This is a genomic window from Pseudomonas putida (assembly GCF_030159595.1).
Classification (GTDB): Bacteria; Pseudomonadota; Gammaproteobacteria; order Pseudomonadales; family Pseudomonadaceae; genus Aquipseudomonas; species Aquipseudomonas putida_AC.
In genome coordinates this window covers 60,189-83,129 of record NZ_BSKJ01000012.1, presented here as the reverse complement: position 1 = coordinate 83,129, position 22,941 = coordinate 60,189, and the positions used below count along the sequence as shown (strand labels likewise).

General features: G+C 63.4%; 28 protein-coding genes. 12 read left to right on the top strand and 16 right to left on the bottom strand.

Features of this window, described 5'->3' with window-relative positions:
- Positions 1-27: 27 nt before the first annotated feature.
- Positions 28-1,923, top strand: coding sequence for a 1-deoxy-D-xylulose-5-phosphate synthase (gene dxs / locus QQL85_RS23030; RefSeq protein WP_284356776.1), 1,896 nt, complete (start codon positions 28-30; stop codon positions 1,921-1,923).
- A gap of 80 nt (positions 1,924-2,003) precedes the next feature.
- Here the strand turns inward: dxs and QQL85_RS23025 are convergent, their stop codons facing one another.
- The 12 genes from QQL85_RS23025 to nrdR all read right to left on the bottom strand — a co-directional run bounded on the left by QQL85_RS23025 (position 2,004) and on the right by nrdR (position 10,705).
- Positions 2,004-2,816, bottom strand: a complete 813-nt coding sequence (locus tag QQL85_RS23025) for a cobalamin-binding protein (protein WP_284356777.1) — start codon at positions 2,814-2,816, stop codon at positions 2,004-2,006.
- The gene (locus tag QQL85_RS23020) at positions 2,816-3,235 is read right to left on the bottom strand and encodes an MFS transporter (RefSeq protein WP_284356778.1); all 420 of its coding nucleotides are present in this window, start codon (positions 3,233-3,235) and stop codon (positions 2,816-2,818) included. The genes QQL85_RS23025 and QQL85_RS23020 overlap by 1 nt, the downstream gene beginning before the upstream one ends.
- Positions 3,232-3,849, bottom strand: a complete 618-nt coding sequence (gene ribA / locus QQL85_RS23015) for a GTP cyclohydrolase II (protein ID WP_012270291.1) — start codon at positions 3,847-3,849, stop codon at positions 3,232-3,234. The genes QQL85_RS23020 and ribA overlap by 4 nt, the downstream gene beginning before the upstream one ends.
- A gap of 129 nt (positions 3,850-3,978) precedes the next feature.
- The gene (locus QQL85_RS23010; protein WP_284356779.1) at positions 3,979-4,722 is read right to left on the bottom strand and encodes a substrate-binding periplasmic protein; all 744 of its coding nucleotides are present in this window, start codon (positions 4,720-4,722) and stop codon (positions 3,979-3,981) included.
- Positions 4,723-4,737: 15 nt separating this feature from the next.
- Complete coding sequence (locus QQL85_RS23005) at positions 4,738-5,241, bottom strand: phosphatidylglycerophosphatase A family protein (protein ID WP_003255391.1); 504 nt, start codon at positions 5,239-5,241, stop codon at positions 4,738-4,740.
- The gene (gene thiL / locus QQL85_RS23000) at positions 5,238-6,206 is read right to left on the bottom strand and encodes a thiamine-phosphate kinase (RefSeq protein ID WP_284356780.1); all 969 of its coding nucleotides are present in this window, start codon (positions 6,204-6,206) and stop codon (positions 5,238-5,240) included. The genes QQL85_RS23005 and thiL overlap by 4 nt, the downstream gene beginning before the upstream one ends.
- An 18-nt stretch (positions 6,207-6,224) precedes the next feature.
- Positions 6,225-6,725: a transcription antitermination factor NusB gene (gene nusB, locus QQL85_RS22995; protein WP_234229319.1), complete on the bottom strand. Its 501-nt coding sequence runs from the start codon at positions 6,723-6,725 to the stop codon at positions 6,225-6,227.
- Positions 6,722-7,198 carry a 6,7-dimethyl-8-ribityllumazine synthase gene (gene ribH, locus QQL85_RS22990; RefSeq protein ID WP_003255395.1) on the bottom strand — a complete coding sequence of 159 codons (477 nt, stop codon included), beginning with the start codon at positions 7,196-7,198 and terminating at the stop codon, positions 6,722-6,724. Before ribH ends, nusB begins: the two co-directional genes overlap by 4 nt.
- A gap of 91 nt (positions 7,199-7,289) precedes the next feature.
- Entirely contained in the window at positions 7,290-8,381 is a 1,092-nt protein-coding gene (ribBA, locus tag QQL85_RS22985) for a bifunctional 3,4-dihydroxy-2-butanone-4-phosphate synthase/GTP cyclohydrolase II (RefSeq protein WP_016497781.1), read from the bottom strand.
- A gap of 18 nt (positions 8,382-8,399) precedes the next feature.
- Positions 8,400-9,065, bottom strand: a complete 666-nt coding sequence (locus tag QQL85_RS22980; protein WP_003255399.1) for a riboflavin synthase — start codon at positions 9,063-9,065, stop codon at positions 8,400-8,402.
- Positions 9,066-9,107: 42 nt separating this feature from the next.
- Positions 9,108-10,238 (bottom strand): bifunctional diaminohydroxyphosphoribosylaminopyrimidine deaminase/5-amino-6-(5-phosphoribosylamino)uracil reductase RibD, encoded by a 1,131-nt coding sequence (ribD, locus tag QQL85_RS22975; protein WP_284356781.1) that lies wholly within the window; start codon positions 10,236-10,238, stop codon positions 9,108-9,110.
- Between the two features lie 2 nt (positions 10,239-10,240).
- A complete protein-coding gene (gene nrdR / locus QQL85_RS22970) occupies positions 10,241-10,705 on the bottom strand; it encodes a transcriptional regulator NrdR (RefSeq protein WP_016393425.1) in 465 nt (154 codons plus the stop codon).
- 106 nt (positions 10,706-10,811) lie between these two features.
- On the opposite strand from nrdR, the gene QQL85_RS22965 reads away from it, so the two are divergent.
- The 3 genes from QQL85_RS22965 to trxA are packed head-to-tail and all read left to right on the top strand — an operon-like array spanning position 10,812 to position 12,828.
- On the top strand, positions 10,812-11,264 hold the full coding sequence (locus tag QQL85_RS22965) for a YbaY family lipoprotein (RefSeq protein WP_284356782.1): 453 nt from the start codon (positions 10,812-10,814) through the stop codon (positions 11,262-11,264).
- Positions 11,265-11,924 carry a class I SAM-dependent methyltransferase gene (locus tag QQL85_RS22960; protein WP_284356783.1) on the top strand — a complete coding sequence of 220 codons (660 nt, stop codon included), beginning with the start codon at positions 11,265-11,267 and terminating at the stop codon, positions 11,922-11,924.
- A gap of 31 nt (positions 11,925-11,955) precedes the next feature.
- On the top strand, positions 11,956-12,828 hold the full coding sequence (gene trxA / locus QQL85_RS22955) for a thioredoxin (RefSeq protein WP_284356784.1): 873 nt from the start codon (positions 11,956-11,958) through the stop codon (positions 12,826-12,828).
- A 40-nt stretch (positions 12,829-12,868) separates the two neighbouring features.
- Here the strand turns inward: trxA and QQL85_RS22950 are convergent, their stop codons facing one another.
- Positions 12,869-13,213: a hypothetical protein gene (locus tag QQL85_RS22950; protein ID WP_284356785.1), complete on the bottom strand. Its 345-nt coding sequence runs from the start codon at positions 13,211-13,213 to the stop codon at positions 12,869-12,871.
- A gap of 130 nt (positions 13,214-13,343) precedes the next feature.
- Here QQL85_RS22950 and QQL85_RS22945 point away from each other — a divergent pair, with 130 nt between their 5' ends.
- The 5 genes from QQL85_RS22945 to QQL85_RS22925 all read left to right on the top strand — a co-directional run bounded on the left by QQL85_RS22945 (position 13,344) and on the right by QQL85_RS22925 (position 17,264).
- Complete coding sequence (locus tag QQL85_RS22945) at positions 13,344-13,919, top strand: DUF2796 domain-containing protein (protein ID WP_284356786.1); 576 nt, start codon at positions 13,344-13,346, stop codon at positions 13,917-13,919.
- Complete coding sequence (locus QQL85_RS22940; RefSeq protein ID WP_284356787.1) at positions 13,920-14,630, top strand: ABC transporter ATP-binding protein; 711 nt, start codon at positions 13,920-13,922, stop codon at positions 14,628-14,630. It begins immediately after the preceding gene.
- The gene (locus QQL85_RS22935) at positions 14,630-15,895 is read left to right on the top strand and encodes an ABC transporter permease (RefSeq protein WP_284356788.1); all 1,266 of its coding nucleotides are present in this window, start codon (positions 14,630-14,632) and stop codon (positions 15,893-15,895) included. Before QQL85_RS22940 ends, QQL85_RS22935 begins: the two co-directional genes overlap by 1 nt.
- 63 nt (positions 15,896-15,958) lie before the next feature.
- Positions 15,959-16,471, top strand: coding sequence for a DUF3299 domain-containing protein (locus tag QQL85_RS22930; protein ID WP_284356817.1), 513 nt, complete (start codon positions 15,959-15,961; stop codon positions 16,469-16,471).
- Positions 16,472-16,580: 109 nt separating this feature from the next.
- On the top strand, positions 16,581-17,264 hold the full coding sequence (locus QQL85_RS22925) for an OmpW/AlkL family protein (RefSeq protein WP_014589498.1): 684 nt from the start codon (positions 16,581-16,583) through the stop codon (positions 17,262-17,264).
- Here the strand turns inward: QQL85_RS22925 and QQL85_RS22920 are convergent.
- The gene (locus QQL85_RS22920; protein WP_284356789.1) at positions 17,252-18,445 is read right to left on the bottom strand and encodes an MFS transporter; all 1,194 of its coding nucleotides are present in this window, start codon (positions 18,443-18,445) and stop codon (positions 17,252-17,254) included. The two genes, QQL85_RS22925 and QQL85_RS22920, sit on opposite strands and share 13 nt — an antisense overlap.
- A gap of 101 nt (positions 18,446-18,546) precedes the next feature.
- On the opposite strand from QQL85_RS22920, the gene QQL85_RS22915 reads away from it, so the two are divergent.
- Positions 18,547-18,990 (top strand): winged helix-turn-helix transcriptional regulator, encoded by a 444-nt coding sequence (locus tag QQL85_RS22915; RefSeq protein WP_284356790.1) that lies wholly within the window; start codon positions 18,547-18,549, stop codon positions 18,988-18,990.
- A gap of 30 nt (positions 18,991-19,020) precedes the next feature.
- Here the strand turns inward: QQL85_RS22915 and QQL85_RS22910 are convergent, their stop codons facing one another.
- Together QQL85_RS22910 and QQL85_RS22905 are read right to left on the bottom strand one after the other, a co-directional pair.
- A complete protein-coding gene (locus QQL85_RS22910) occupies positions 19,021-19,953 on the bottom strand; it encodes an NAD-dependent epimerase/dehydratase family protein (protein WP_284356791.1) in 933 nt (310 codons plus the stop codon).
- The gene (locus QQL85_RS22905) at positions 19,946-20,830 is read right to left on the bottom strand and encodes a sugar nucleotide-binding protein (RefSeq protein ID WP_284356792.1); all 885 of its coding nucleotides are present in this window, start codon (positions 20,828-20,830) and stop codon (positions 19,946-19,948) included. The genes QQL85_RS22910 and QQL85_RS22905 overlap by 8 nt, the downstream gene beginning before the upstream one ends.
- Positions 20,831-21,090: 260 nt before the next feature.
- On the opposite strand from QQL85_RS22905, the gene QQL85_RS22900 reads away from it, so the two are divergent.
- Together QQL85_RS22900 and QQL85_RS22895 are read left to right on the top strand one after the other, a co-directional pair.
- On the top strand, positions 21,091-22,131 hold the full coding sequence (locus tag QQL85_RS22900) for a hypothetical protein (RefSeq protein WP_284356793.1): 1,041 nt from the start codon (positions 21,091-21,093) through the stop codon (positions 22,129-22,131).
- Between the two features lie 17 nt (positions 22,132-22,148).
- Positions 22,149-22,940, top strand: coding sequence for a TSUP family transporter (locus QQL85_RS22895; protein ID WP_284356794.1), 792 nt, complete (start codon positions 22,149-22,151; stop codon positions 22,938-22,940).
- Position 22,941: the final 1 nt, after the last annotated feature.

The window sequence follows — 22,941 nt, the reverse complement described above, 5'->3', positions numbered from 1 at the left end:
CTTCACACACCTATAACGACTCGCCTGATGCCCACGACGTTTCAAGAGATCCCCCGCGAACGCCCGGTCACGCCGTTGCTCGACCGCGCTGACACGCCTGCCGGCCTGCGCCGGCTGGCCGAAGCCGACCTGGAGACCCTGGCCGACGAACTGCGCCAGGAACTGCTCTACACCGTGGGGCAGACCGGTGGGCATTTTGGTGCCGGTCTGGGCGTGATCGAGCTGACCATCGCCCTGCACTATGTGTTCGACACCCCGGACGACCGGCTGGTGTGGGACGTGGGCCACCAGGCCTACCCGCACAAAATCCTCACCGGGCGCCGTAACCGCATGCTCAGCCTGCGCCAGAAGGACGGCATCGCCGCCTTCCCACGCCGCAGCGAAAGCGAGTACGACACCTTTGGCGTCGGCCACTCCAGCACCTCGATCAGCGCCGCACTGGGCATGGCCATTGCCGCCCGCCTGCAGAACAGCGCCCGCAAGTCGATCGCGGTGATCGGTGATGGCGCGCTCACTGCCGGCATGGCCTTCGAGGCGTTGAACCACGCCCAGGAAGTCAACGCCGACATGCTGGTGATCCTCAACGACAACGACATGTCGATTTCGCGCAATGTCGGCGGCCTGTCCAACTACCTGGCCAAGATCCTCTCCAGCCGCACCTACTCAAGCATGCGCGAAGGCAGCAAGAAAGTGCTGTCGCGTCTGCCAGGGGCCTGGGAAATCGCCCGGCGCACCGAGGAATATGCCAAGGGCATGCTGGCCCCCGGCACCCTGTTCGAAGAGCTGGGTTGGAACTACATCGGCCCGATCGACGGCCACGACCTGCCAACCATGGTCGCCACCCTGCGCAACATGCGTGACCTGAAAGGCCCGCAGTTCCTGCATGTGGTGACCAAGAAGGGCAAGGGCTTCGCCCCGGCCGAGGTCGACCCGATCGGCTACCACGCCATCACCAAGCTCGAACCTGCCGACAAACCGGCCGCCCCGAAGAAGCCCAGCGGGCCTAAGTACTCGGCGGTGTTCGGCCAATGGCTGTGCGACATGGCCGCCGCCGACAATCGCCTGGTGGGCATCACCCCGGCGATGAAGGAAGGCTCGGACCTGGTCGATTTCAGCGAGCGCTACCCAGCGCGTTACTTCGACGTAGCCATTGCCGAGCAGCACGCCGTTACGCTGGCGGCCGGCATGGCCTGCGAGGGTAGCAAGCCGGTGGTGGCGATCTACTCCACCTTCCTGCAACGCGCCTACGACCAGCTGATCCACGATGTGGCGGTGCAGAACCTGGATGTGTTGTTCGCCATCGACCGCGCCGGCCTGGTCGGCGAAGACGGCCCGACCCACGCGGGCAGCTACGACCTGTCGTACCTGCGCTGCATCCCGGGCATGCTGGTGATGACCCCGAGCGACGAGAACGAGCTACGCAAGATGCTCAGCACCGGCCACCTGTACAACGGCCCGGCAGCCGTGCGCTACCCGCGTGGTACCGGCCCGAATGCGCCGATCAGCGGCGACCTGGAACCGCTGGAAATCGGCAAGGGCGTGGTCCGCCGCCAGGGTGAGAAAGTCGCTCTGCTGGTGTTTGGCGTGCAGCTGACCGAGGCCATGCAAGTGGCCGAGCAGATCAACGCCACAGTGGTCGACATGCGCTTCGTCAAACCGCTGGACGAGGCCTTGGTGCTGGAGCTGGCTGGCAGCCATGAGCTGCTGGTGACCATTGAAGAGAACGCCATCATGGGCGGCGCTGGGGCTGCGGTGGGTGAGTTCCTTGCCAACGAAGGCGTGGTCAAGCCGTTGCTGCACCTGGGGCTGCCGGATATCTATGTCGAACACGCCAAGCCTGCGCAAATGCTGGCTGAATGTGGGCTGGATGCAACCGGGATCGAGGCCTCGGTGAAGGCCCGCATGGCCAAGCTCGGCTTGTAATGCCTGGGGCCGCTTCGCGGCCCTTTCCGACGGGTCCAGCGGCCTTGTGCCACTTGCGAGGGCACAGCCCTCGCAAGCGCTCACCTGGGCGCCGGAGCTTTAGCCTCAAGCAGCGCACACAGCCGCGCCGTCGCTTCGATCATCTGCCCGCTTGGCCGCTCCAGGCCGTTGTCGGGCACCACCAGTAAACGATCATCGGCAACCGCACGCAATTGCGGCCAAGCCTTCCAGCTGGCCAGTTGTGCCTGATTGCCGGCCAGGATGACCTGTGGGTTGTGCAGCAGTACAGACTCCACATTCACCTGCGGCGCCGGTTGAGCGAGGTCGGCGAACACATTGCGCGCCCCGCACACCGTCAAGGCGTCGCTCACCACCTGACGGCCACCGAGCGTGTACAACGGCCGATCCCAGACCTGGTAGAACACCTGCAAGGGCTCATCCCGCCGATACTGCTGGCGCAGCTGCCGCAGCCGCTCCCGCAGGGCCTGGGCGTACTGATGGCCCTGCTCGGCACGCCCGATACGCCCGGCAATGGCTTCGATCTGCTCGATCAGTTGGTCGATGTCGTGGGGTTCGGCGCTGAAAATGGCGATGCCCAGCCGCTTGAGCTGGTCGCGCTGGGCCGGCGGCACACCGCCTGGCCACAGCAGCAACAGATCGGGGCGCAGGCTGAGCAGGCGCTCCATGTCCAACTGCCCTTGACGCCCGACCGAGGGCAGGTCGCGCAATGCCGCCGGCCGCTCACCACCGTCGAGCACGCCCACCAGCAGGTCGTCGGCCTGCAATTCGAGCATGATTTCGGTCATCGAGGGCGCCAGGCTGACGACCCGCAAAGCGTCAGCGGCCAATGCGGTACAGGCGAACAGCGCCAGCAGGCCAGCCAGCAGACGCATCAGCCGAGCTGGCGCGGAATACGATAGAGGTAAAGCACCACCACAGTCGACAGCGCCAGCAGGATCTGTGGCACCGCCTCCAGGCCGACCAGCACCGACAGCGCGGCGACCCAGGCCGGGAAGCAGGCATGCAGCATGGCCATACGCCGAACCCGCGCCAATTCGATCCAGGCGGAGGGTTCTTCGCCAGTGCCAAGTACCTTGGAGGTGGCGATCAGTGCCCGCTTGTAGGCCCCGAAACGCGGCAGGCTTAGGAACATGGTCGCCGCGCCGGCGATGAAAAGCGGCATGGCCAGCACCGGGATCAATGCGTCACCGCCGCCGAAGGCCCAGGCCATGACCGGCAGCGGCACCAGGCCCACTGCCAGGTACTGCCACCAGGCCAGTGCCAGACGCCGCTTGACCTCGGCGCGAGTCACGCCTGGGGCGCCTCGCCCTGGTGTTCGTTACCCAGCATATGGCCCAGCTTGCCGGCCTTGGTCGCCAGGTAGTAGCGGTTGTGCGGGTTATGACCGGTGTGCAGCGGTACACGTTCGGCAACCACGATGTTCATGTCGGTCAGGGCTTTGACCTTGCGCGGGTTATTGGTCATCAGGCGCAGCGACTTCACGCCCAGGTGCTCCAGCATCGGCAGGCACATGGCGTAGTCACGCTGATCGGCAGCAAAGCCCAGGCGCTCGTTGGCTTCGACAGTGTCGGCGCCACCATCTTGCAGCTCGTAGGCGCGGATCTTGTTCAACAGGCCAATGCCACGGCCTTCCTGGCGCAGGTACAGCAGCACGCCGCGGCCTTCACGGGCGATGGCCTGCAGTGCGGCTTCCAGCTGCGAACCGCAGTCGCAGCGCTGGCTGAACAGGGCGTCGCCGGTCAGGCATTCGGAGTGCAGGCGCCCCAGCACCGGCTGACCGTCCGCAATGTCACCCAGGCTGAGCACAACGTGCTCACGGCCAGTGGCTTCGTCGAGAAAGCCATGCATGGTGAAAGTCGCGAAAGGCGTCGGGAGTTTAGAGGCGGCAACAAAGACGACGGGCACGTTGTGCTCCTGGAATAAGTTGAAAATTTCTCGTGGGCCGATTGTATCAGCCGGTTGCGGGCTGTGGGCGGGCTGAATACCGTGGGTTAAGATCGAAAAGTTCGATGCTTAGGTTAACCCAGCCCGGCTTCAATGCGGCTTGCTATCCGCAGTGAACGGGTACGGCTGCTTCCAGCGCTCGAAGATCGGCTTCAGTTCGCCACTGCGCACCAACTCGGCCATGCGCTTGTCGAACAGGTCACACAGCGCCTTGGCCTGTGCGTTGCGGGCAAACGCCAAGTACAAAGGCAACTCGGCCACATGGCTGCGGCGGAAGCGCTCGGGCTGGGATGACTGGCTCAGGACATAATCGACTTCGGTCTGTGCATCGATGTAAAAGTCCACCCGGTCATGCTCGAGCATCGGCAGGATGCCTTCGCGACGCTGAATCTCACGGAATTCATGCACATCTGGCAGGTAGCTGCCGTAATCGTAGCCACGCACCCAGGCCAGGCGATACTTGCCTACGTTCTCCGGGGTGGGCACCGGCTTGCTGGCCAGACCCAACGCGTAGATGTGGTCCATATCAAAGTGCCAACGCGGGTACAGGTTGTCGTCGCTCTCGTCCTTGTACGAGCCCACCCAGGCATCCGCCTCGCCACGTTTCACCAGACCGACTGCCCGGCTGTAGGGCGCGCTTTGGGTGATCACCTTGACCCCTGCCGGCTCGAACACCTTGCGCAGTACGTCCCAGGCCACCCCGGTACCGTTAGCGTTGGTGTAGTCGAGCCACTCTTCGCTGACCAGGTGGATCTGCTTCGGCACGCCTTCGGCAGCCACCACCCACGGGGCAACACTCAGCAGCAATGCCAACAGCACAGTCCTTATGGCCATTCACGCGCTCCTTGTTCAGGCAACCGCCCACACCAGAACCTGCATGCCCAGCCAGGCGAACACGCCCGCCAGGATATCGTCGAGCATGATGCCGACGCCCCCGTGCACATGACGGTCGATCCAGCGGATCGGCCATGGTTTGAGGATGTCGAAGAAGCGGAACATCAGGAACCCCGCCAGCAACCACTGCCAGCCTTCTGGCACCAGCCAGAGGGTGATCCACATGCCGACGATCTCATCCCAGACAATGCCTTCATGGTCGTGCACGCGCAAGTCGTTGGCGACTTTGCCGCACAACCAGAAGCCGAACAGCATGCTCACGCCGAGCAGCAGCCAGTAACCCCAGTCGGGCAGCATCTGCCACAGCGGGATGAACGGTATGGCCACCAGCGAGCCCCAGGTACCCGGCGCCTTGGGCAAGGTGCCGGAACCGAAGCCGAACGCAATGAAGTGCCACGGGTTGCGCCAGACCGAAGGCGGAACGAACTCCGCAGGCACCTGGTTGGGGTGATCGGTCACGGTGTCTCCCTAAAGTGTTGATAGCCCCGCTGAACGGGGGTGATGTCCTGGCCCTGCGCGTCGCGCAAAGTCACGCCCTGCCCTTCGAGCACACGGCCAATGGTATGCACCTCGATGAAACCAAGGTCAGCCAACGGCGCAAGCGCCTCAGGCGGCAGGGTGAACGCCAGTACATAATCGTCGCCGCCGGCAAGGGCAGCCTGCACCGCCGCTTCACGCCCGAGGAACGCCTCTACAGCAGGAGACACTGGCACCTGGGCCAGGTTCACCTCCAGCGCAACACCGGACGCCTTGGCGATGTGCCCGCAATCAGCGAGCAGCCCGTCGGATATGTCCAGCGCCGCCGTGGCCCGGCCACGCAACAGCGCTCCGAGGGTGAGCTGCGGCATTGGCGACCAGTAATGGGCCAGCAGCGGCTCGGCCTGCTCGGCAGGTGCCTCGCGTTCACCCAACACCAGTGGCAGCGCGCCGGCCGCCTTGCCCAGCACACCGCCGACGCACAGCAGGTCGCCTGGGCGCGCACCGCTACGGCGCAACGCCTGGCCTGCCGGTACGCGACCAAACACGGTGACGGTGATGCTCAGCGGGCCTCGGGTGGTATCACCCCCGATCAGGCTCATGCGGCAACGGTGGGCCATGCGACTGAGGCCGTCGGCATAGGCCGCCAGCCAGTCAGGGCCAACGTCAGGCAGGGTCAGGGCGAGGGTGAAGCCGATCGCGGTCGCGCCCATGGCGGCCAGGTCACTGGCGGCCACGGCCAACGAACGCTGGCCAAGCAGCAGCGGATCGCAAACAGCGGGAAAATGCACCCCGGCCACCAGGGTGTCGGTCGACACCGCCAGTTGCTCACCAGGGGGAAGGGCTAGCAGGGCGCAGTCGTCGCCGATACCCAGGGCCACGCCTTCGCCGCCCTGCGCACAAGGCGCGGCGGCGAAGTAATGGTTGATCAGCTCGAACTCACCCATGGCTCGGCAGCGCCAGAATCAGCGCTTGTTCGCCTTGACTTCGGCTTCACGCAGCGACGGTGCCAGCTTGTCCAGCACGCCGTTGACGAACTTGTGGCCGTCGGTGGCACCGAAGACCTTGGCCAGCTCGACACCTTCGTTGATCACCACGCGGTACGGTACGTCGACGCGCTTGATGAACTCCCAGGTGGACAGACGCAGCACGGCCAGCTCGACCGGGTCGAGCTCTTCCAGCGCCATGGTCATGCACGGCACCAGCGCCTTGTCGATTTCGCCCTTGATTGCCGGAACCCCATGCAGGATTTCACGGAAATAGGCACCGTCGACGTCGGTGAAATCGTTATCCACCCGGAACTGCGCTTCGATCTCGTTCAGCGAATGCTGCGCCATGTGCCACTGATAAAGTGCCTGGGTCGCGAGCTTGCGGGCTTCGCGGCGCTTGGCGCTCTTCGAGGGCTTGCCGGCATCCGCAGGTTTTGGATCGCGCGGGTTGAAACGATCGCTTTCGTCGCTAATCACTTGGCCTCCAACTGCGCCAGCAGGCTGACCATTTCCAGAGCGGACAGGGCAGCTTCAGCACCTTTGTTGCCGGCTTTGGTGCCGGAACGCTCGATGGCTTGTTCGATGGAGTCGACGGTCAGTACGCCGAAGGCCACCGGAACACCGAACTCCATGGACACCTGGGCCAGGCCCTTGGTGCATTCGCCCGCCACATATTCAAAGTGCGGGGTACCACCACGGATCACGGCGCCCAGGGCGATGATCGCGTCGTAGGCGCCTTGCTGGGCGACCTTCTGTGCCACCAGCGGGATTTCGAATGCACCCGGGGCACGGATGATGGTGATGTCGCTTTCGCTGACACCGTGGCGAACCAGGGCATCAACAGCACCGCTTACCAGGCTTTCGACGACGAAGCTGTTGAAGCGGCCAACCACCAAAGCATAGCGACCTTTGGGGGCGATGAAGGTACCTTCGATGGTCTTCAGGGTCATTCCGATATTCTCATCTTCAAGAGCGAGGCCGCATACAAGCGGCCTCGACAGGGGTCTGGACTCGAGCAGAGGGCGTCAATGCCGCCTCAAGTCACTCGGAGGGCACATATTCTACAACTTCCAGATCGAATCCGGATATCGCGTTGAACTTCATCGGCGAACTCATCAGGCGCATCTTGCGCACACCGAGGTCACGCAGGATCTGCGAACCGGCACCCACGGTGCTGTAGGTGGTCGGTGCCTTGGCCGGTGCATCGCCCGCGCTTTCACGGATGTGCGCCAGCAGCACGTCGCCGTCCAGTGGGTGGCCCAGCAGCAAGACCACGCCGCTGCCGGCCTCGGCCACCGCGGCCATGGCAGCACGCAGGCTCCAGCGGCCCGGCTGCTTGACCAGCAGCAGGTCACGCAGTGGGTCCATGTTGTGCACACGCACCAGGGTCGGCTCTTCGGCGCAGATCTTGCCCAGGGTCAAGGCCAGGTGCACGTCGCCTTCCACCGCGTCGCGGTAGGTGACCAGGTTGAACTCGCCCAGCTCGCTCTCCACCGGCTGCTCGGAAACACGCTGCACGGTGCGCTCGTGGATCATGCGGTAGTGGATCAGGTCAGCGATGGTGCCGATCTTCAGGCCGTGTTCGGCAGCGAACACTTCCAGTTCAGCGCGGCGCGACATGGTGCCGTCATCGTTCATCACTTCGCAGATCACGCCGCTTGGCTCGAAACCGGCCATGCGCGCCAGGTCGCAAGCAGCTTCGGTGTGGCCAGCGCGGGCCAAGGTACCGCCGGGCTGGGCCATCAGCGGGAAGATGTGGCCAGGGCTGACGATGTCTTCGGCCTTGGCATCCTTGGCGGCAGCGGCCTGCACGGTGCGTGCACGGTCGGCGGCGGAGATGCCGGTGGTGACGCCTTCGGCGGCCTCGATCGACACGGTGAACTTGGTGCCGAAGCCCGAGCCGTTGCGCGGTGCCATCAGCGGCAGCTTCAGCGTTTCACAACGCTCGCGGGTCATCGGCATGCAGATCAGGCCACGGGCGTGCTTGGCCATGAAATTGATGTGCTCGGGCAGGCAGCATTCGGCTGCCATGATGATGTCGCCTTCGTTCTCGCGGTCTTCGTCATCCATGAGGATGACCATTTTGCCCTGGCGGATGTCTTCGACCAGTTCTTCGATGCTGTTGAGCGCCACGCGGCACCCCCTTCTCAATCAGGATTTCAAGAAGCCGTTGGCGGCCAGGAAGCTTTCGGTAATGCCACTGCCCTTGCTCGGTTCGGCAGCCTTGTCACCCAGCAGCAAGCGCTCCAGGTATCGGGCCAGCAGGTCGACCTCAAGGTTTACCCGACGCCCTGCGCGGTAGTCGGCCATGATGGTTTCGGACAGGGTGTGCGGGACAATGGTCAGCTCGAACTCGGCGCCATTGACCTCATTGACCGTCAGGCTGGTGCCGTCGACGGTGATCGAACCCTTGTGGGCGATGTACTTGGCCAGTTCCTTGGGTGCACGCACACGGAACTGGATGGCGCGGGCGTTATCGCTGCGCGAGATGATTTCGCCGACCCCGTCGACATGACCGCTGACCAGGTGACCACCCAGGCGGGTGGTTGGGGTCAGGGCCTTTTCCAGGTTGACCTTGCTGCCGCTCTTGAGGTCGATGAACGCGGTGCGCTTGAGGGTTTCGACGCTGACGTCGGCCCAGAAGCCATCGCCCGGCAGCTCTACAGCGGTCAGGCACACACCGTTGACGGCGATGCTGTCACCGAGCTTGACGTCACCCAGGTCGAGCTTGCCGGTTTCGACGTAGACGCGCACGTCGCCACCTTTGGGGGTGAGGCTGCGGATGGTGCCGATGGATTCGATGATGCCGGTGAACATGGGGTCTTCCTCAAAAACGGTTTGCACGGGGCAAGCCCGGCATTATACGCCGGGCGCCGGCAGGGGGATGGCCGTGACCCGCCAGTCATCGCCCACTGCGCGCATTTCGGTAATTTTCAATCGCGGCGCTTCGCTCATCTTGTCCAGCGGCCAGTCCAGCAACGGGCGAGCGTGGGAGCCGAGGAACGTGCCGGCGACGAACAGCTGGTACTCGTCGACCAGGCCTTGGCGGGCAAAAGCGCCGACCAGGCCGGCACCGGCTTCCAGCAGGATTTCGTTGACGCCTCGGGCCGCCAGGGCGTGCAGCAGCGCCGGTAGGTCGACCTGGCCATTGTCACCCGGCAGGCTCAACAATTCGTGGCCGGCAGCGGCATAGCGCGGGTCATCTGCGACAGCGGTCACCACCAGTGCCGGGCCGGCCTGGAAGAACGGCGCATCCAGTGGCAGGCGCAGGCGGCCATCGACCAGCACACGCAGCGGCGTACGGCTGAGTGCCAAGGTGGTGGTTTCGGTATCCAGGCCCAGCTCAGCGCCGCGCACGGTCATGCGGGCGTTGTCGGCCAGCACGCTGGCAGCGCTGGTCAGCACCACACTGGAGCGGGCGCGCAGGCGCTGCACCGCCGAGCGGGCTGCCGGGCCAGTGATCCACTGGCTTTCGCCACTGGCCATGGCCGTGCGGCCGTCCAGGCTCATGGCCAACTTGGCACGCACGAACGGCAGGCCATGTTCCATGCGCTTGAGAAAGCCCGGGTTGAGTGCACGGGCCTCGACTTCGAGTACGCCACTTGCCACTTCGATGCCGGCCTCGGCCAGCCGCCGCAGGCCCTGCCCCGCCACCTGCGGGTTAGGGTCCTGCATGGCTGCCACCACCCGCGCCACGCCGGCCTTGACCAGCGCCTCGGCACACGGCGGCGTCCGCCCATGGTGGCTGCACGGCTCCAGGGTGACATAGGCACAAGCGCCACGGGCACGCTCACCGGCCTGGCGCAGGGCATGCACTTCGGCATGCGGCTCGCCGGCGCGCACATGCCAGCCTTCACCGACCACTTCGCCATCGCGCACGATGACGCAGCCTACGCGCGGGTTGGGGTGAGTGGTGTACTGGCCCTTGCGCGCCAGTTCCAGCGCGCGGGCCATGTAGTGGGCGTCAAGGATGGCGGCTTGGCTGGGCATGTTCACTCTTTAGCCGGCTCACGGGCCAGGCGGTCGATTTCTTCGCGGAACTCGTCCAGGTCCTGGAAGCGCCGGTAGACCGAGGCAAAGCGGATATAGGCCACTTCGTCGAGCTTGCGCAGCTCGGCCATGACCAGTTCACCCACCACCAGCGATTTCACTTCGCGCTCGCCAGTGGCCCGCAGCCGGCTCTTGATGTGCGCCAGTGCCGCTTCCAGGCGCTCGACGCTGACCGGGCGCTTTTCCAGGGCCCGTTGCATGCCGGCACGCAGCTTGTCTTCGTCGAAGGGCTGGCGTGTGCCGTCCTGCTTGATCAGCCGGGGCAGCACCAGCTCGGCGGTTTCGAAGGTGGTGAAGCGCTCGCCACAGGCCACGCATTCGCGGCGGCGGCGCACCTGCTCGCCCTCGGCGACGAGGCGAGAGTCGATGACCTTGGTGTCGTTGGCACCGCAAAAGGGACAGTGCATGGTGGCAGGCAACAAAAAAAGGGAGGGCCATGGTAGCGCATTGCACTGGCAAGACAAGCCAAAGGGGTTAACATCCATGGGAAATCTGCCCGCGAAGGACTACCCCATGCATTACCGAGCGCTCGTCGTGCTGTGCTGCGCCGCCCTGCTCGCCGCCTGCGGCAGCGACAGGCCGAAGACCGATACGCCCCCGGCGCCCACGCCAAGCCGCTCGGCCAAACCGGCCGAAGTACTGGGCCCGCTGCCGGCCTACCAGCGCGAACTGAGCGGCACCTTGCTGGAAATCCCGGCCGGTGCCGACGTGGAGCTGGCCTTGCTGGTGATCGATGAACGCGACCGCCCGCAACGCCTGCTGGCCAGCAGCAACCTGACCGGCACCGGCCAGGCCCTGCCCTATCACCTGCGTTTCAACCCCGAGGCCTTCCCAGCCGGCGCCCGGGTAGAGTTGCGCGGCCGCGCCAGCAGCTCCGGCCAGCTGATCATGCACCTGCCACCGGTGCGTATTACCCAAGCCCAGACCCAGGCCACCGGCCCGCTGCGTTTCGAGAAGGCGCCTTAAGTGCCGCCACTTGCCCTGCAACAGGCCCTCAGCGGCCTGATCGGCGAAGCGCGCCTGGTGGTCAGCGAGCTGCCCGGCTGCGACCTGAAGCTGTGGCTGATCGACGAGCAGAACATGGACCGCGCCTTCAGCAGCGAAGAAACCCGCCGCATTCTTGAAGAGCCGCCCTACTGGAGCTTTTGCTGGGCCAGCGGCTTGGCCATGGCCCGTTACCTGGCCGAACGCCCGGAATGGGTGGCAGGCAAGCGCGTGCTGGACTTCGGCGCCGGCTCCGGTATCGCCGGCATTGCCGCCGCGCGTGCCGGCGCACTGGAAGTGGTGGCCTGCGACCTCGACCCGCTGGCCCTCGATGCCTGCCGCGCCAATGCCGCGCTGAACGGGGTTGAACTGGGCTACAGCAACGACTTTTTTGCCGAAGACGACCGCTTCGACCTGATTCTGGTTGCCGATGTGCTGTACGACCGCGCCAACCTGCCGCTGCTGGATGCGTTCCTCGACCGCGGCCGCCAGGCGCTGGTGGCCGACTCGCGGGTACGCGACTTCAGCCATCCGCTGTACCAGCAACTGGGCGTGCTCGAAGCGCTGACACTGCCAGACCTCGCCGAGCCGCACGAATTCCGCCGGGTCAGCCTGTACCACGCCAGCCGCGACACCTTATAGTGGTGCCATACACGAGTTTGCGAGAGTCGCGATGACCCAAGACACGCCTTACATTTTCGACGCCACCGATGCCACCTTCCAGCAACTGGTGATCGAGAACTCCTTCCACAAGCCGGTGCTGGTGGACTTCTGGGCCGAGTGGTGTGCGCCGTGCAAGGCGCTGATGCCATTGCTGGCCAAGATCGCCGAGGGTTACCAGGGCGAGTTGCTGCTGGCCAAGATCAACTGCGACGTGGAGCAACAGGTGGTTGCCCAGTTCGGCATCCGCAGCCTGCCGACCGTGGTGCTGTTCAAGGATGGCCAGCCGGTAGACGGCTTTGCCGGTGCCCAGCCAGAGTCGGCGATTCGCGCCATGCTCGAACCGCATGTGCAGATGCCCGCCGCACCTGCTGCATCGCCGCTGGAGCAGGCCAAGGCGCTGTTTGCCGAAAGCCGCTTTGCCGAAGCCGAAGCGCTGTTGCAGGCGCTGCTGGGTGAGGACAACAGCAACGCCGAAGCACTGATCCTGTATGCCCGTTGCCTGGCCGAGCGCGGTGAACTGGGCGAGGCCCAGGTGGTGCTGGATGCGGTCAAGACGGATGAGCACAAGGCCGCGCTGGCTGGCGCCAAGGCCCAGCTGACCTTCCTGCGCCAGGCCGCCAGCCTGCCGGAAGTGGCGGACCTGAAAAGCCGCTTGGCACAGAATCCGCTGGACGATGAAGCCGCTTACCAGCTGAGCATTCAGCAGTTGGCACGCCAGCAGTATGAAGCGGCACTGGACGGGTTGTTGAAGCTGTTCCAGCGCAACCGCGGCTACGAGAACGGGCTGCCGCAGAAAGCGTTGCTGCAGGTGTTCGAATTGCTGGGTGGTGATCACCCGTTGGTTGGGGTTTACCGTCGCAAGCTGTCGGCGGCAATGTTTTGAGAATGCCGGGGCCGCTTTGCGGCCCCAAATTCCTGGCCCCTCACCCAATCCAGTGATAGACCGGCGCATCCACGCCACTTTCCACCTTCACCTCACTGCTGTGCCGCAAGCGCACCAGCAGCCGCTTGCCCGCTGCTGTACTCCCTGCCAGCCCCTCCAGCCGCTCCAGCAACTCTGGCCCGCTCATCTGCCCCGCCAGGCGCAACACCTCACGCGCCGCAGCCCACTGCCCGTCATCCTGGCGCGGCGATGTCACCGCAGCCGCCTCAGTAACCTGTGCCATTGCCGGCACCTCAAGCTGACGCCCCAACTGCGCCCACTCCTCAGGCGCCAGTTCAATGGTCAGGTCCACCGGCCATTCACCAATCTGTCCGCGAATTCTCATGATGCATTCCTTGAGCCCAGATCAATGCCCCCATGCTACCGCAACATGAAACCTGCGCCACGCGGGCTGGCGGCACGCGGAAAAATTGTTATAACATAACTCAACCTTCCAGCCCGCCCCGGAGTCGTCCATGCGTCGCCTGCTGCTCGCCCTGCCCTTCGCCTTGCTGCCACTGGCCATGGCCCATGCCCACGATGACCATGATCACGACCACGCCCATGGCACCCTCGGCGCCCACGAGCATGGCGTAGCCAAGCTCAACGTCGTGCTCGATGGCAACACCCTGGAGCTGGAACTGGACAGCCCGGCAATGAACCTGGTCGGCTTCGAACATGCCGCCAGCAGCGATGCCGACAAAGCCAAGGTCGCCGCCGTGCGCCAGCAGCTCGAAGCACCGCTAGCGCTGTTCGGGCTTTCTGCCGCCGCAGGTTGTAAAGAAGACCAGCAAGAGCTGGAAAGCCCGCTGTTCGGTAACGCCCCGAAGGCCGACGATGATGGCGACGAACATGAGCACGGCCACCAGCACAGCGACATCGGCGCCCACTATCAACTGACCTGCGCCAACCCAGACAAACTGGCGCAAGTGGACCTCGCGCCGCTGTTCAAGGCCTTCCCGGCAACCCAGAAAATCAACGTGCAACTGATCGGCCCTAACGGCCAGAAAGGTGTGGAAACCACGCCGGCCAAGGCAGCGGTCGCCTTCTGAATGAGCCAACCGTTGATCGAACTGCATGACCTGGTGTTTGCCTGGCCAGGTCAGCCGCCGCTGCTGGACATTCCGGCCTTCCACCTGAACGCTGGTGAAGCCCTGTTCCTCAAAGGCCCCAGCGGCAGTGGCAAGACCACCTTGCTGGGCCTGCTGGGCGGGGTGAACGTGCCAGCCCAAGGCCGTATCCAGCTGCTCGGCCAGGACCTCGGCAGCCTGGGCCAGGGTGCTCGCGACCGCTTTCGGGTCGATCACACGGGTTACATTTTCCAGCAGTTCAATCTGCTGCCGTTCCTCTCGGTACGCGAAAACGTCGAGCTGCCCTGCCGCTTTTCGCAAAGCCGCAAGGCCCGCGCCGAGCAGCGTCATGGCAGTGTCGACCAGGCAGCCAGCACGCTGCTGGCCCACTTGGGCCTGGATGACCCCGCCCTGCTCGCCCGCCGCGCCGACAGCCTGTCGATCGGCCAGCAGCAGCGAGTGGCCGCCGCCCGCGCATTGATCGGCCAACCCGAGCTGGTGATTGCCGACGAGCCGACCTCGGCGCTGGATGCCGACACCCGCGAAGCGTTCATCCGCTTGCTGTTCGATGAATGCCGCGCCGCCGGTGCCAGCCTGCTGTTCGTCAGCCACGACCAGAGCCTGGCGCCACTGTTCGACCGCCACCTTTCCCTGGCCGAACTCAACCGCGCCGCCAAGCCCCGGGAGGCCTGATGTACCTGCTCCGCCTTGCCCTGGCCAGCCTGGCCAACCGCCGTTTCACCGCTTTCCTCACCGCGTTTGCCATCGCCCTGTCGGTGTGCCTGCTGCTGGCCGTGGAGCGTGTTCGCACCGAGGCCCGCGCCAGCTTCGCCAGCACCATCAGCGGTACCGACCTGATCGTCGGCGCCCGCTCCGGCTCGGTGAACCTGCTGCTGTATTCGGTGTTCCGCATTGGCAACGCGACCAACAACATCCGCTGGGACAGCTTCCAGCACTATGCACAGGACCCACGGGTGAAGTGGGCAATCCCTATCTCGCTGGGCGACTCGCATCGCGGCTACAGGGTGATGGGCACCACAGCTGATTACTTCAGCCATTACCAGTACGGCCGCCATCAACCTCTGGAACTGAGCCAGGGGCGTGAATTTGCCAGCGACCCGTTCGAGGTCGTGCTCGGCGCCGAAGTGGCCGAGGCGTTGCACTACAAACTGGGCGACAAGCTGGTGCTGGCCCATGGCGTGGCCGCGATCAGCCTGGTCAAGCATGACGACAAACCGTTCACCGTGGTTGGCGTGCTCAAGCGCACCGGCACACCGGTCGACCGCACCTTGCATATCAGCCTGGGCGGCATGGAGGCCATCCATATCGACTGGCACAACGGCGTACCGGCCCGTGGCGCCGGGCGCATCAGCGCCGAACAGGCACGCACGATGGACCTGCAACCTGCCGCCATCACCGCCTTCATGCTGGGCTTGAACAACAAGATCGCGACGTTCAGCCTGCAGCGGGAGATCAACGACTACCGCAGCGAGCCATTGCTGGCGATCCTGCCCGGGGTGGCCCTGCAAGAGTTGTGGAGCCTGATGGGTACGGCGGAGCAAGCGTTGTTCGTGGTGTCGCTGTTCGTGGTGCTGACCGGTTTGATCGGCATGCTCACGGCGATTCTAACCAGCCTGAACGAGCGCCGGCGGGAAATGGCGATCTTGCGTTCGGTCGGGGCCAGGCCGTGGCATATCGCGGGGCTGCTGGTGCTGGAGGCACTGTCACTGGCGGCGGTCGGGATCGTGGCCGGACTGGGCTTGCTGTATGCGGGTATCGCCGTGGCACAGGGGTATGTGCAGGCCAATTATGGGTTGTATTTGCCGCTGGCCCTGCCGAGTGCCCATGAGTGGACGCTGCTGGCTATCATCCTGGGGGCGGCGTTGCTGATGGGGAGCGTGCCCGCTTGGCGGGCCTACAGGCAGTCGCTGGCCGACGGCCTGTCCATTCATCTTTAAGAGCCTGTAATGATCAGAAACCTCACTGCCTTCTTCGCGGGCAAGCCCGCGAAAAAGCCGGCAATGCACATGCTGCTGGCCCTGCTGTTGCTGGTAGCGATGCCTCTATGGGCCGCCGAACCCAAAGAGCTGGACTGGCCCGCCCTGATCCCCGAAGGCGCCCCGGTCATCCCGCCACAATTGGCGCCGCTGCATGACATGTCACAGCTCAGCAACGCCCTGTCTGCCGAATCCGCCCCACCCGCGCGCCAACAGGCCCCCGACGCGCCGGTGGTAAAAAGCCTCGATGGCCAGCAGATCAAGTTGCCCGGCTACATCGTGCCCCTGGAGGTCAGCGAGGAAGGCCGCACCACCGAATTCCTGCTGGTGCCTTACTACGGCGCGTGCATCCATGTGCCCCCACCACCGTCTAACCAGATCGTGCATATTTTCAGCGAAATGGGCGTACGCGTCGAAGACCTCTACCAGCCCTACTGGATCGAGGGAAAGATGCAGGTTAGAGCCTCCAGCAGCGAACTGGCCGATGCCGGTTACCAGATGGAAGCCGAGAAAATATACGCGTATGAGCTGAGATGAGAACTGTTTCGAATGCGTGAAGACGCTTCTTTGAGCTGGGTCAAACTTTCTGTTTAACCAGCTCCGTACCATTGGACTACTCAATTAATAACGTCCTTTGGGAGCTTCCATGAACAAGTCCTTGCTCGGCGCCTCGCTTGTGGCCCTTGCGCTCGCCGCCCCTGCCGCCCACGCCTACCAGGCGGGGGACATGATCCTGCGCGCAGGCGCCATCACCACTGCGCCGAACGAGAGCAGTGGCGACCTGAAGTTCGACGGCAACAAGGTGTCGGGCACCAAGGCGACCCTGGACAGCGACACCCAGCTGGGCCTGACCTTTGCCTACATGCTCACCGACCACATCGGCCTGGAGCTGCTGGCAGCCACTCCGTTCAAGCACACCGTCGGCGTAAAAGGCCTGGGTGGCGGGCTGGACGGCAAGCTGGCAGACATCAAGCAACTGCCGCCAACCCTTTCGCTGCAGTACTACCCGATGGAGCCGAATTCGCGCTTCCAGCCGTACGCCGGTGTCGGTATCAACTACACCCTGTTCTTCGACGAAGACCTGAGCAGCGCACGCAAGCAACAAGGCTTCAGCAACCTCAAGCTGCAGGATTCGGTAGGTATTGCCGGCCAACTGGGCATGGACTACATGCTGACCGACAACCTGCTGGTCAACGCCTCGGTCTGGTACGTCGACATCGACACCAAAGCCAGCGTCAACGGCCCGACCGCCCTGGGCTACAGCAAAACCAAGGTCGACGTCGACGTCGACCCGTGGGTGTACATGGTCGGCCTTGGCTACAAGTTCTGACCTGAACACTGCAGGGCGGCTTCGGCCGCCCTCGCGCGTTGCAGCCATAGCCAGTAGCCCAGCGCTGCCGCGCTGATGACCATGCCAAGCCCGCACACCGCAGCCCAGCCCCAATGGGCAAACACCCAGCCCGCCAGCACCGCCCCCAGCCCGCTACCAAGCGAATAGCAACACATGTAGGCGCCGATCAACCGGCTGGCCATCGCGCCACGCCCTGCCAGCAACAGCGTCTGGTTGGTGACATGCACCGCCTGCACGGCAAAATCCAGCATCAGCACACCTAGCACAAAGGCTATCAGCGACTGCCCGACAAAGGCCGTGGGCAACCACGACAGCGTCAGCAGTGCCAGCGCCAGCCCGGTGGTGCGCTCTCCCAGCCCCTGGTCGGCCAATCGACCAGCGCGCGCTGCAGCCAAAGTACCTGCAACACCTGCCAGGCCGAACAGGCCAATTTCGGTATGGCTCAAAGCCAATGGTGCAGCGCTGAGGGGCATGACCATGGCACTCCACAGCACGCTGAACGCGGCGAAGATCAATACGCCAAACACGCCGCGCTGGCGCAGCAGCCTGTCCTCCCGATACAAACGGAACTGGGACACGATCAGCGCCCGATAGCCAGGCCGGCGCATCAACGGCTGCCCGCTGGGCAGGCTGCGCCACAGCACCAGGGCCAGCAGCATCAGCAGCCCTGCGGCAACCAGATACACACTGCGCCAACCGGCCATGTCAGCTAGCCCGCCCGCCACCAGGCGCGCCAACAGAATACCCAGCACAATGCCACTGGTGACGGTGCCCACAGCCTGCCCTTGCTCACCGGGTGAGGCGAGGCTGGCCGCATGCGCCACCATGACCTGCACCATGACGGCCATCAGCCCGGTGATGGCCAAGGCCAGCAGCAACATCGCCCAGTTGGGCGCCATGCCGACACCGACCAGCGCCAGGGCCGAAAACAGTAATTGGCCCAGCAACAGGCACTTGCGGTCGATAAGGTCCCCCAGTGGCACGATCAGCAGTAGCCCCAGGGCATAACCTGCCTGGGTCGCGCCGATTACCCAGCCAATCTGTTGCTGCGCCACGCCCAGGTCGGCTGCGATCGATTCGAGCAAAGGTTGGGCGAAGTACACCGTCGCCACCGCCATGGCACTAGTGATGGCAAGCAGCAGGGTTATCCAGCGTGTCATCGGCACGGCCTCGTCAATGTGGTTTCTAATTAAAACCACCTCTGGCTATTTAGCAAATGTGGTTTTAATCTGCAACCAGACAATCAGGACAGGCCTACCCCATGCTCGATGAAAACAATGCGCAATGCCCCGTGGCCCGAGCGCTGGAGGTATTGGGTGACCGCTGGGCGCTGATGATTCTGCGCGATGCCTTCGATGGCCTGCGGCGCTTCAGCGAATTTCAGAAGAACCTGGGGCTGGCGAAGAACATCCTCGCCTCACGGCTCAAGCTGCTGACGGAAAGTGGGTTGCTGACGACGCAACCGGCATCGGATGGCAGTGCCTACAAGGAATATGTGCTGACCGAGAAAGGCCGATCAGTGTTTCCAGTGGTGATTGGCTTGAGGCAGTGGGGGGAGCGGTATCTGTTTGAAGCGGGTGAGGCACGTTCGGAATTGGTGGAGGGTGCTACGCTGCAGGCGCTTGAGACTTTACAGGTGCGGGCTTCGGATGGGCGAGTACTGGGGGTTGAAGATTGCCTGCGCAGAGTTGTGCGACATGGGTGACTTTGGGGCTGCTGCGCAGCCCCAGCGTAATCAGCTTTTACCGAGAAGCCGCGCCAGGCCCTCGACCATCGGCGTTGCCTGCGGAAACTCGAACCGCGCCAGCAAACGCTGGTTATCCGCCCGCGAATGGCGAATGTCACCCGAACGCGCTGCCACATAGCTAACCGCCGGCAAGCTCCCTACCACCTTCTCCAGCGCCACCAGCAACTGGTTCAGCGAAGTGGCCTGGTTGAGGCCGATGTTCACCGCCCCCTCCTCGACCTGCGGCTGCTCCAGCGCCTGCACCATCACCTGCACCAGGTCACCCACATAAAGGAAATCGCGGGTCTGCTCTCCATCGCCAAAGATGGTGATCGGCAAGCCCTGTACTGCTCGTTCGCAGAAAATGCTGATCACACCGGAATACGGCGAGGACGGGTCCTGGCGTGGCCCGAAGATATTGAAGAAGCGGAACACCACCGGCTCCAGACCATGCTGACGTCGGTAAAAGTCCAGGTATTGCTCACTGGCCAGCTTGTCCACCGCGTACGGGGTCAGCGGTGCCTTTGGCGTGTCCTCGGCAATCGACTCACCCTCGCCATTGTTGCCGTAGACCGCCGCACTGGAGGCAAACAACACCCGACGCAGACCATGCACACGCATCGCCTCACACACGTTCAGGGTGCCGATGAAGTTACTCTGGTGCGTGCGCACCGGGTCCTCGACCGAGGCCTGCACCGAGGCCACCGCAGCCAGGTGCACCACGGCACTGCAGCCTGCCGCCACCTGCGTGACCAGACCGGCATCGGCAACATCGCCTTCGATCAGTTCCAGCCGTGGGTGGTCGACCTGCAGGTTGCTGCGCCGGCCAGTGGAAAAGTCGTCGAGAATGCGTACGGCGTAGCCTTTGTCCAACAACGCATCGCACAGGTGGGAACCGATGAAGCCGGCACCGCCGGTGATCAGGATGGGGGCGTCAGCCATGGCGGTAGAACCGGTCCAGTAGAGGCGGCAGGCCGGCGCGCCAGGCGCGCGGCTTGATGCCGAAGGTATGAAGGATTTTCTTGCAGGCCAGCACCGCGTGCTGCGGTTCTTCACTGGCATCCGGCCGGGCGGCATGGGCCTGCGGCGTCGGCGCCTGCACGGCTAACTGGCGGTACTGGCCTGCCTCGGTAAGGATCGCCTGGCCCAGCGCCAGGGGCGTGGTCGCCTCGTTGCCGGCGTAATGGTAGGTGCCCCACAGCGGCGCGCTGCAATCGAGCTGCTTGAGCACCGACAAGATCACCCGCGCAGCATCGTCGACCGGTGTCGGGTTGCCCCGCCGGTCATCGGCCAGCAGCAATTCTTGCGGCTGTTCGGCACGGGTCAGGAAGCGACCCAGCGACCCGTCAATGCTTTCATCGAGCAACCAGCCAAAACGCAGCAGCACATGCTGCGGGCAGGTCGCGCGCACACTCTGCTCGATGCGCCACAAGGCCTGGCCACGCAGGCCCAGCGGCACTGGCTCGTCCTTTTCGCTGTAGGCCGTAGCCCGCGAACCATCGAATACCCGGTAGCTGGATGGCTGCACCAAAGTGATCTGGTGGTGCTGGCACAGTTCAGCCAGCCGCTCCACCGCTCGCTCCTGTTGAGCCAGGCGTTGCTCGCTGACCGACTCGGCCTGGAACCAGTCGAAGTAATAGGCCAGGTTGACCAAGGCATCGGGGCGGTGATCGTCGAGCAGCTGGGTGAGGCTGGCCGGCGTCCAGCCGTTCTCGGGCGGGCGCGGCGCCAGGAATGCGATGTCCTCCTCGGCCCCAAGACGAATCAGCGCTTGCCCGAGGGCATTGCCACCACCCAACAGCATTAGGCGCATACGCATAGAGTCAGCAGATCCGGAGAGGTTGATGAAGGAAAGGGGCCATTTTGCGGTTTCCGGGCGGGGAAGTCCAACGTAGGGCCAAGTCAATGCCACAAGCGGTAGTCGTTCCGACGATTCAACGCTGAGGAAAAGCGCATAGAGAAATCTCCTACGACGTACCAGGAAAGAGCTGACTACCGCGCAGCAGCATAACGGCATTGAATAGTCGAATCACGCGCTTGCCAGCCGGGCGCTTCACAAAAAAGTACAAGGAACGTTCAGTGCCTCATTCGGAAGTTGCCTATCTGGATTTCTGCCCGGAACAAAACCGAGCCATAGCATCTGCAAGCCAAGCCATTGCTGAAATGGGCGGACCGGAGGCCAAGGGAGTGGCACTTCAGACTCGTGTATTGGCCGATCAGTTCGAGAAAACCTTGAACGAGCAACAGCGCTCGCTGTTGCAGCGCTTCACTGAAGGGCACCTGTCCGCCTTGGTGTATAGGCAGATGCCTTATGTCGACGAGCCGATACCGGAACATCTACCGGATATCTCAACTTTGGCACAAAGCACTCGCTGCCAATACCTTTCTTCACGCAATCAACTGTTGCTGGAGCTTGCGCGCCATCGCAGCTTCGCCTTTGACATAGACAACGATGGCAAACAGGTCCGTTTGGTCGGTAATTTCAAGGGGGGTGGCCGCGTACCAAGACTCGACGAAAACCCCTGCTTAGCCGTTGAAATTAGTTCTCACGCAGGTTTGCGACTGGGACCGCACACTGAAGCACCTTACAACTGCTCAACAATTTCCAGCAACGGTCACTCCCCGGCCCCGTCTGCGCTAATACTCACTGCATGCTGGAACCCCGCCAATGAACCTACCTATGTCTTCCCACTCTGCGAAATCATCGAACGCTTGGGTAGCCTGGACACACTTGCACTGACTTCACCATCATTCGATTTCACGCGCAGTGACTGCTTTGCTCTCGGACAGGGCAACGCCGGCGAAGCAATTTCAATGCTGCAATTCGAGCCTAGCGGTGGTTTTTCCATTCGTTACAACAGCTACCGCTTCAGCCTGAATGAACGCGCCTGCAACGCTGCTGTGCACGCTTTCGACAACTTTCAGAAAATACTGAACGCTGCACAGCCGCTAGCGTTTTTCCTCCAGCCTGACAGCGCATTGTTAATCAACAACAGTCGAGCGTTGCACGGTCGCGATGTGCTTCTGGATAACCGGCGTCTGCTTATTCGTCAGTTCGGATACTCCCCCTTCGCGGCACCGCTTGTAGTCGTTGAAGACCCGCTACTGGTCCGTGGCTGACTACAGGAAAACACCCGATGATTGAATTCGACTTGACGCTTGTTCTGATACTCGCGCTGGTTGCACTGATGGCTGGCTTTTTTGATGCTATCGCTGGAGGAGGAGGACTGATCACACTCCCTGTGTTGTTCGTTGCGGGCATGGAACCCTTGGCTGCAATCGCCACCAACAAATTCCAAGCCGCTTCGGCTACGGTTTCGGCCACATGCGCCTTCGCCCGAAAAGGCATGATCGACTGGAGACAAGGCACTCCAATGGCTGTCATGTCGTTTATTGGAGGTGCGCTAGGCGCCTTGTCGATAACTTATGTGCCCAAAAGCGTTCTGCAGGCATGCGTGCCACCCTTGCTGATCCTGATAGCAGCCTATTTTGCCTTTAGCCCAAAGCCGAATGAGCAAGCGCGTAAAGCAAAGTTATCGACTAGTCTGTTCTGCGTAACGGTTGCGCCGATCATTGGGTTTTATGATGGTATCTTCGGCCCCGGCGTTGGCTCGTTCTTCATGCTGGCCTGCGTTATTCTCCTAGGCCAGCAGCTGATACAAGCCGTGTGCACCAGCAAGCTTTTGAACGCAGCCTGCAACCTGGGTGCGTTGTCAGTCTTTTCACTGAGCGGGTCGATTATCTGGCCGCTAGCGCTGGCAATGGCACTTGCTGCCTTCCTGGGCGCACAGTTGGGCGCACGTTGCGCAGTTCGCTTCGGCTCACGCCTGATAAAACCGATGCTGGTCAGTGTCTGTATCATCATGGCGGTCAAACTTTTACTCGACTCGGGCAATCCACTCGGCGAATGGCTCAACCAGTTCTTCTAGA

Coding starts and splice junctions, on each gene's coding strand:
- QQL85_RS22920 (WP_284356789.1), bottom strand. CDS start 18,445: ATGACACGCTGGATAACCCTGCTGCTTGCCATCACTAGTGCCATGGCG.
- QQL85_RS23010 (WP_284356779.1), bottom strand. CDS start 4,722: ATGGCCATAAGGACTGTGCTGTTGGCATTGCTGCTGAGTGTTGCCCCG.
- ribD (WP_284356781.1), bottom strand. CDS start 10,238: ATGCCCAGCCAAGCCGCCATCCTTGACGCCCACTACATGGCCCGCGCG.
- QQL85_RS22935 (WP_284356788.1), top strand. CDS start 14,630: ATGTACCTGCTCCGCCTTGCCCTGGCCAGCCTGGCCAACCGCCGTTTC.
- QQL85_RS23025 (WP_284356777.1), bottom strand. CDS start 2,816: ATGCGTCTGCTGGCTGGCCTGCTGGCGCTGTTCGCCTGTACCGCATTG.
- QQL85_RS22905 (WP_284356792.1), bottom strand. CDS start 20,830: ATGCGTATGCGCCTAATGCTGTTGGGTGGTGGCAATGCCCTCGGGCAA.
- QQL85_RS22965 (WP_284356782.1), top strand. CDS start 10,812: ATGCATTACCGAGCGCTCGTCGTGCTGTGCTGCGCCGCCCTGCTCGCC.
- ribH (WP_003255395.1), bottom strand. CDS start 7,198: ATGACCCTGAAGACCATCGAAGGTACCTTCATCGCCCCCAAAGGTCGC.
- QQL85_RS22950 (WP_284356785.1), bottom strand. CDS start 13,213: ATGAGAATTCGCGGACAGATTGGTGAATGGCCGGTGGACCTGACCATT.
- QQL85_RS22940 (WP_284356787.1), top strand. CDS start 13,920: ATGAGCCAACCGTTGATCGAACTGCATGACCTGGTGTTTGCCTGGCCA.
- dxs (WP_284356776.1), top strand. CDS start 28: ATGCCCACGACGTTTCAAGAGATCCCCCGCGAACGCCCGGTCACGCCG.
- QQL85_RS22980 (WP_003255399.1), bottom strand. CDS start 9,065: ATGTTCACCGGCATCATCGAATCCATCGGCACCATCCGCAGCCTCACC.
- nrdR (WP_016393425.1), bottom strand. CDS start 10,705: ATGCACTGTCCCTTTTGCGGTGCCAACGACACCAAGGTCATCGACTCT.
- QQL85_RS22910 (WP_284356791.1), bottom strand. CDS start 19,953: ATGGCTGACGCCCCCATCCTGATCACCGGCGGTGCCGGCTTCATCGGT.
- QQL85_RS22915 (WP_284356790.1), top strand. CDS start 18,547: ATGCTCGATGAAAACAATGCGCAATGCCCCGTGGCCCGAGCGCTGGAG.
- QQL85_RS22930 (WP_284356817.1), top strand. CDS start 15,959: ATGCACATGCTGCTGGCCCTGCTGTTGCTGGTAGCGATGCCTCTATGG.
- QQL85_RS22945 (WP_284356786.1), top strand. CDS start 13,344: ATGCGTCGCCTGCTGCTCGCCCTGCCCTTCGCCTTGCTGCCACTGGCC.
- QQL85_RS22925 (WP_014589498.1), top strand. CDS start 16,581: ATGAACAAGTCCTTGCTCGGCGCCTCGCTTGTGGCCCTTGCGCTCGCC.
- trxA (WP_284356784.1), top strand. CDS start 11,956: ATGACCCAAGACACGCCTTACATTTTCGACGCCACCGATGCCACCTTC.
- QQL85_RS22895 (WP_284356794.1), top strand. CDS start 22,149: ATGATTGAATTCGACTTGACGCTTGTTCTGATACTCGCGCTGGTTGCA.
- thiL (WP_284356780.1), bottom strand. CDS start 6,206: ATGGGTGAGTTCGAGCTGATCAACCATTACTTCGCCGCCGCGCCTTGT.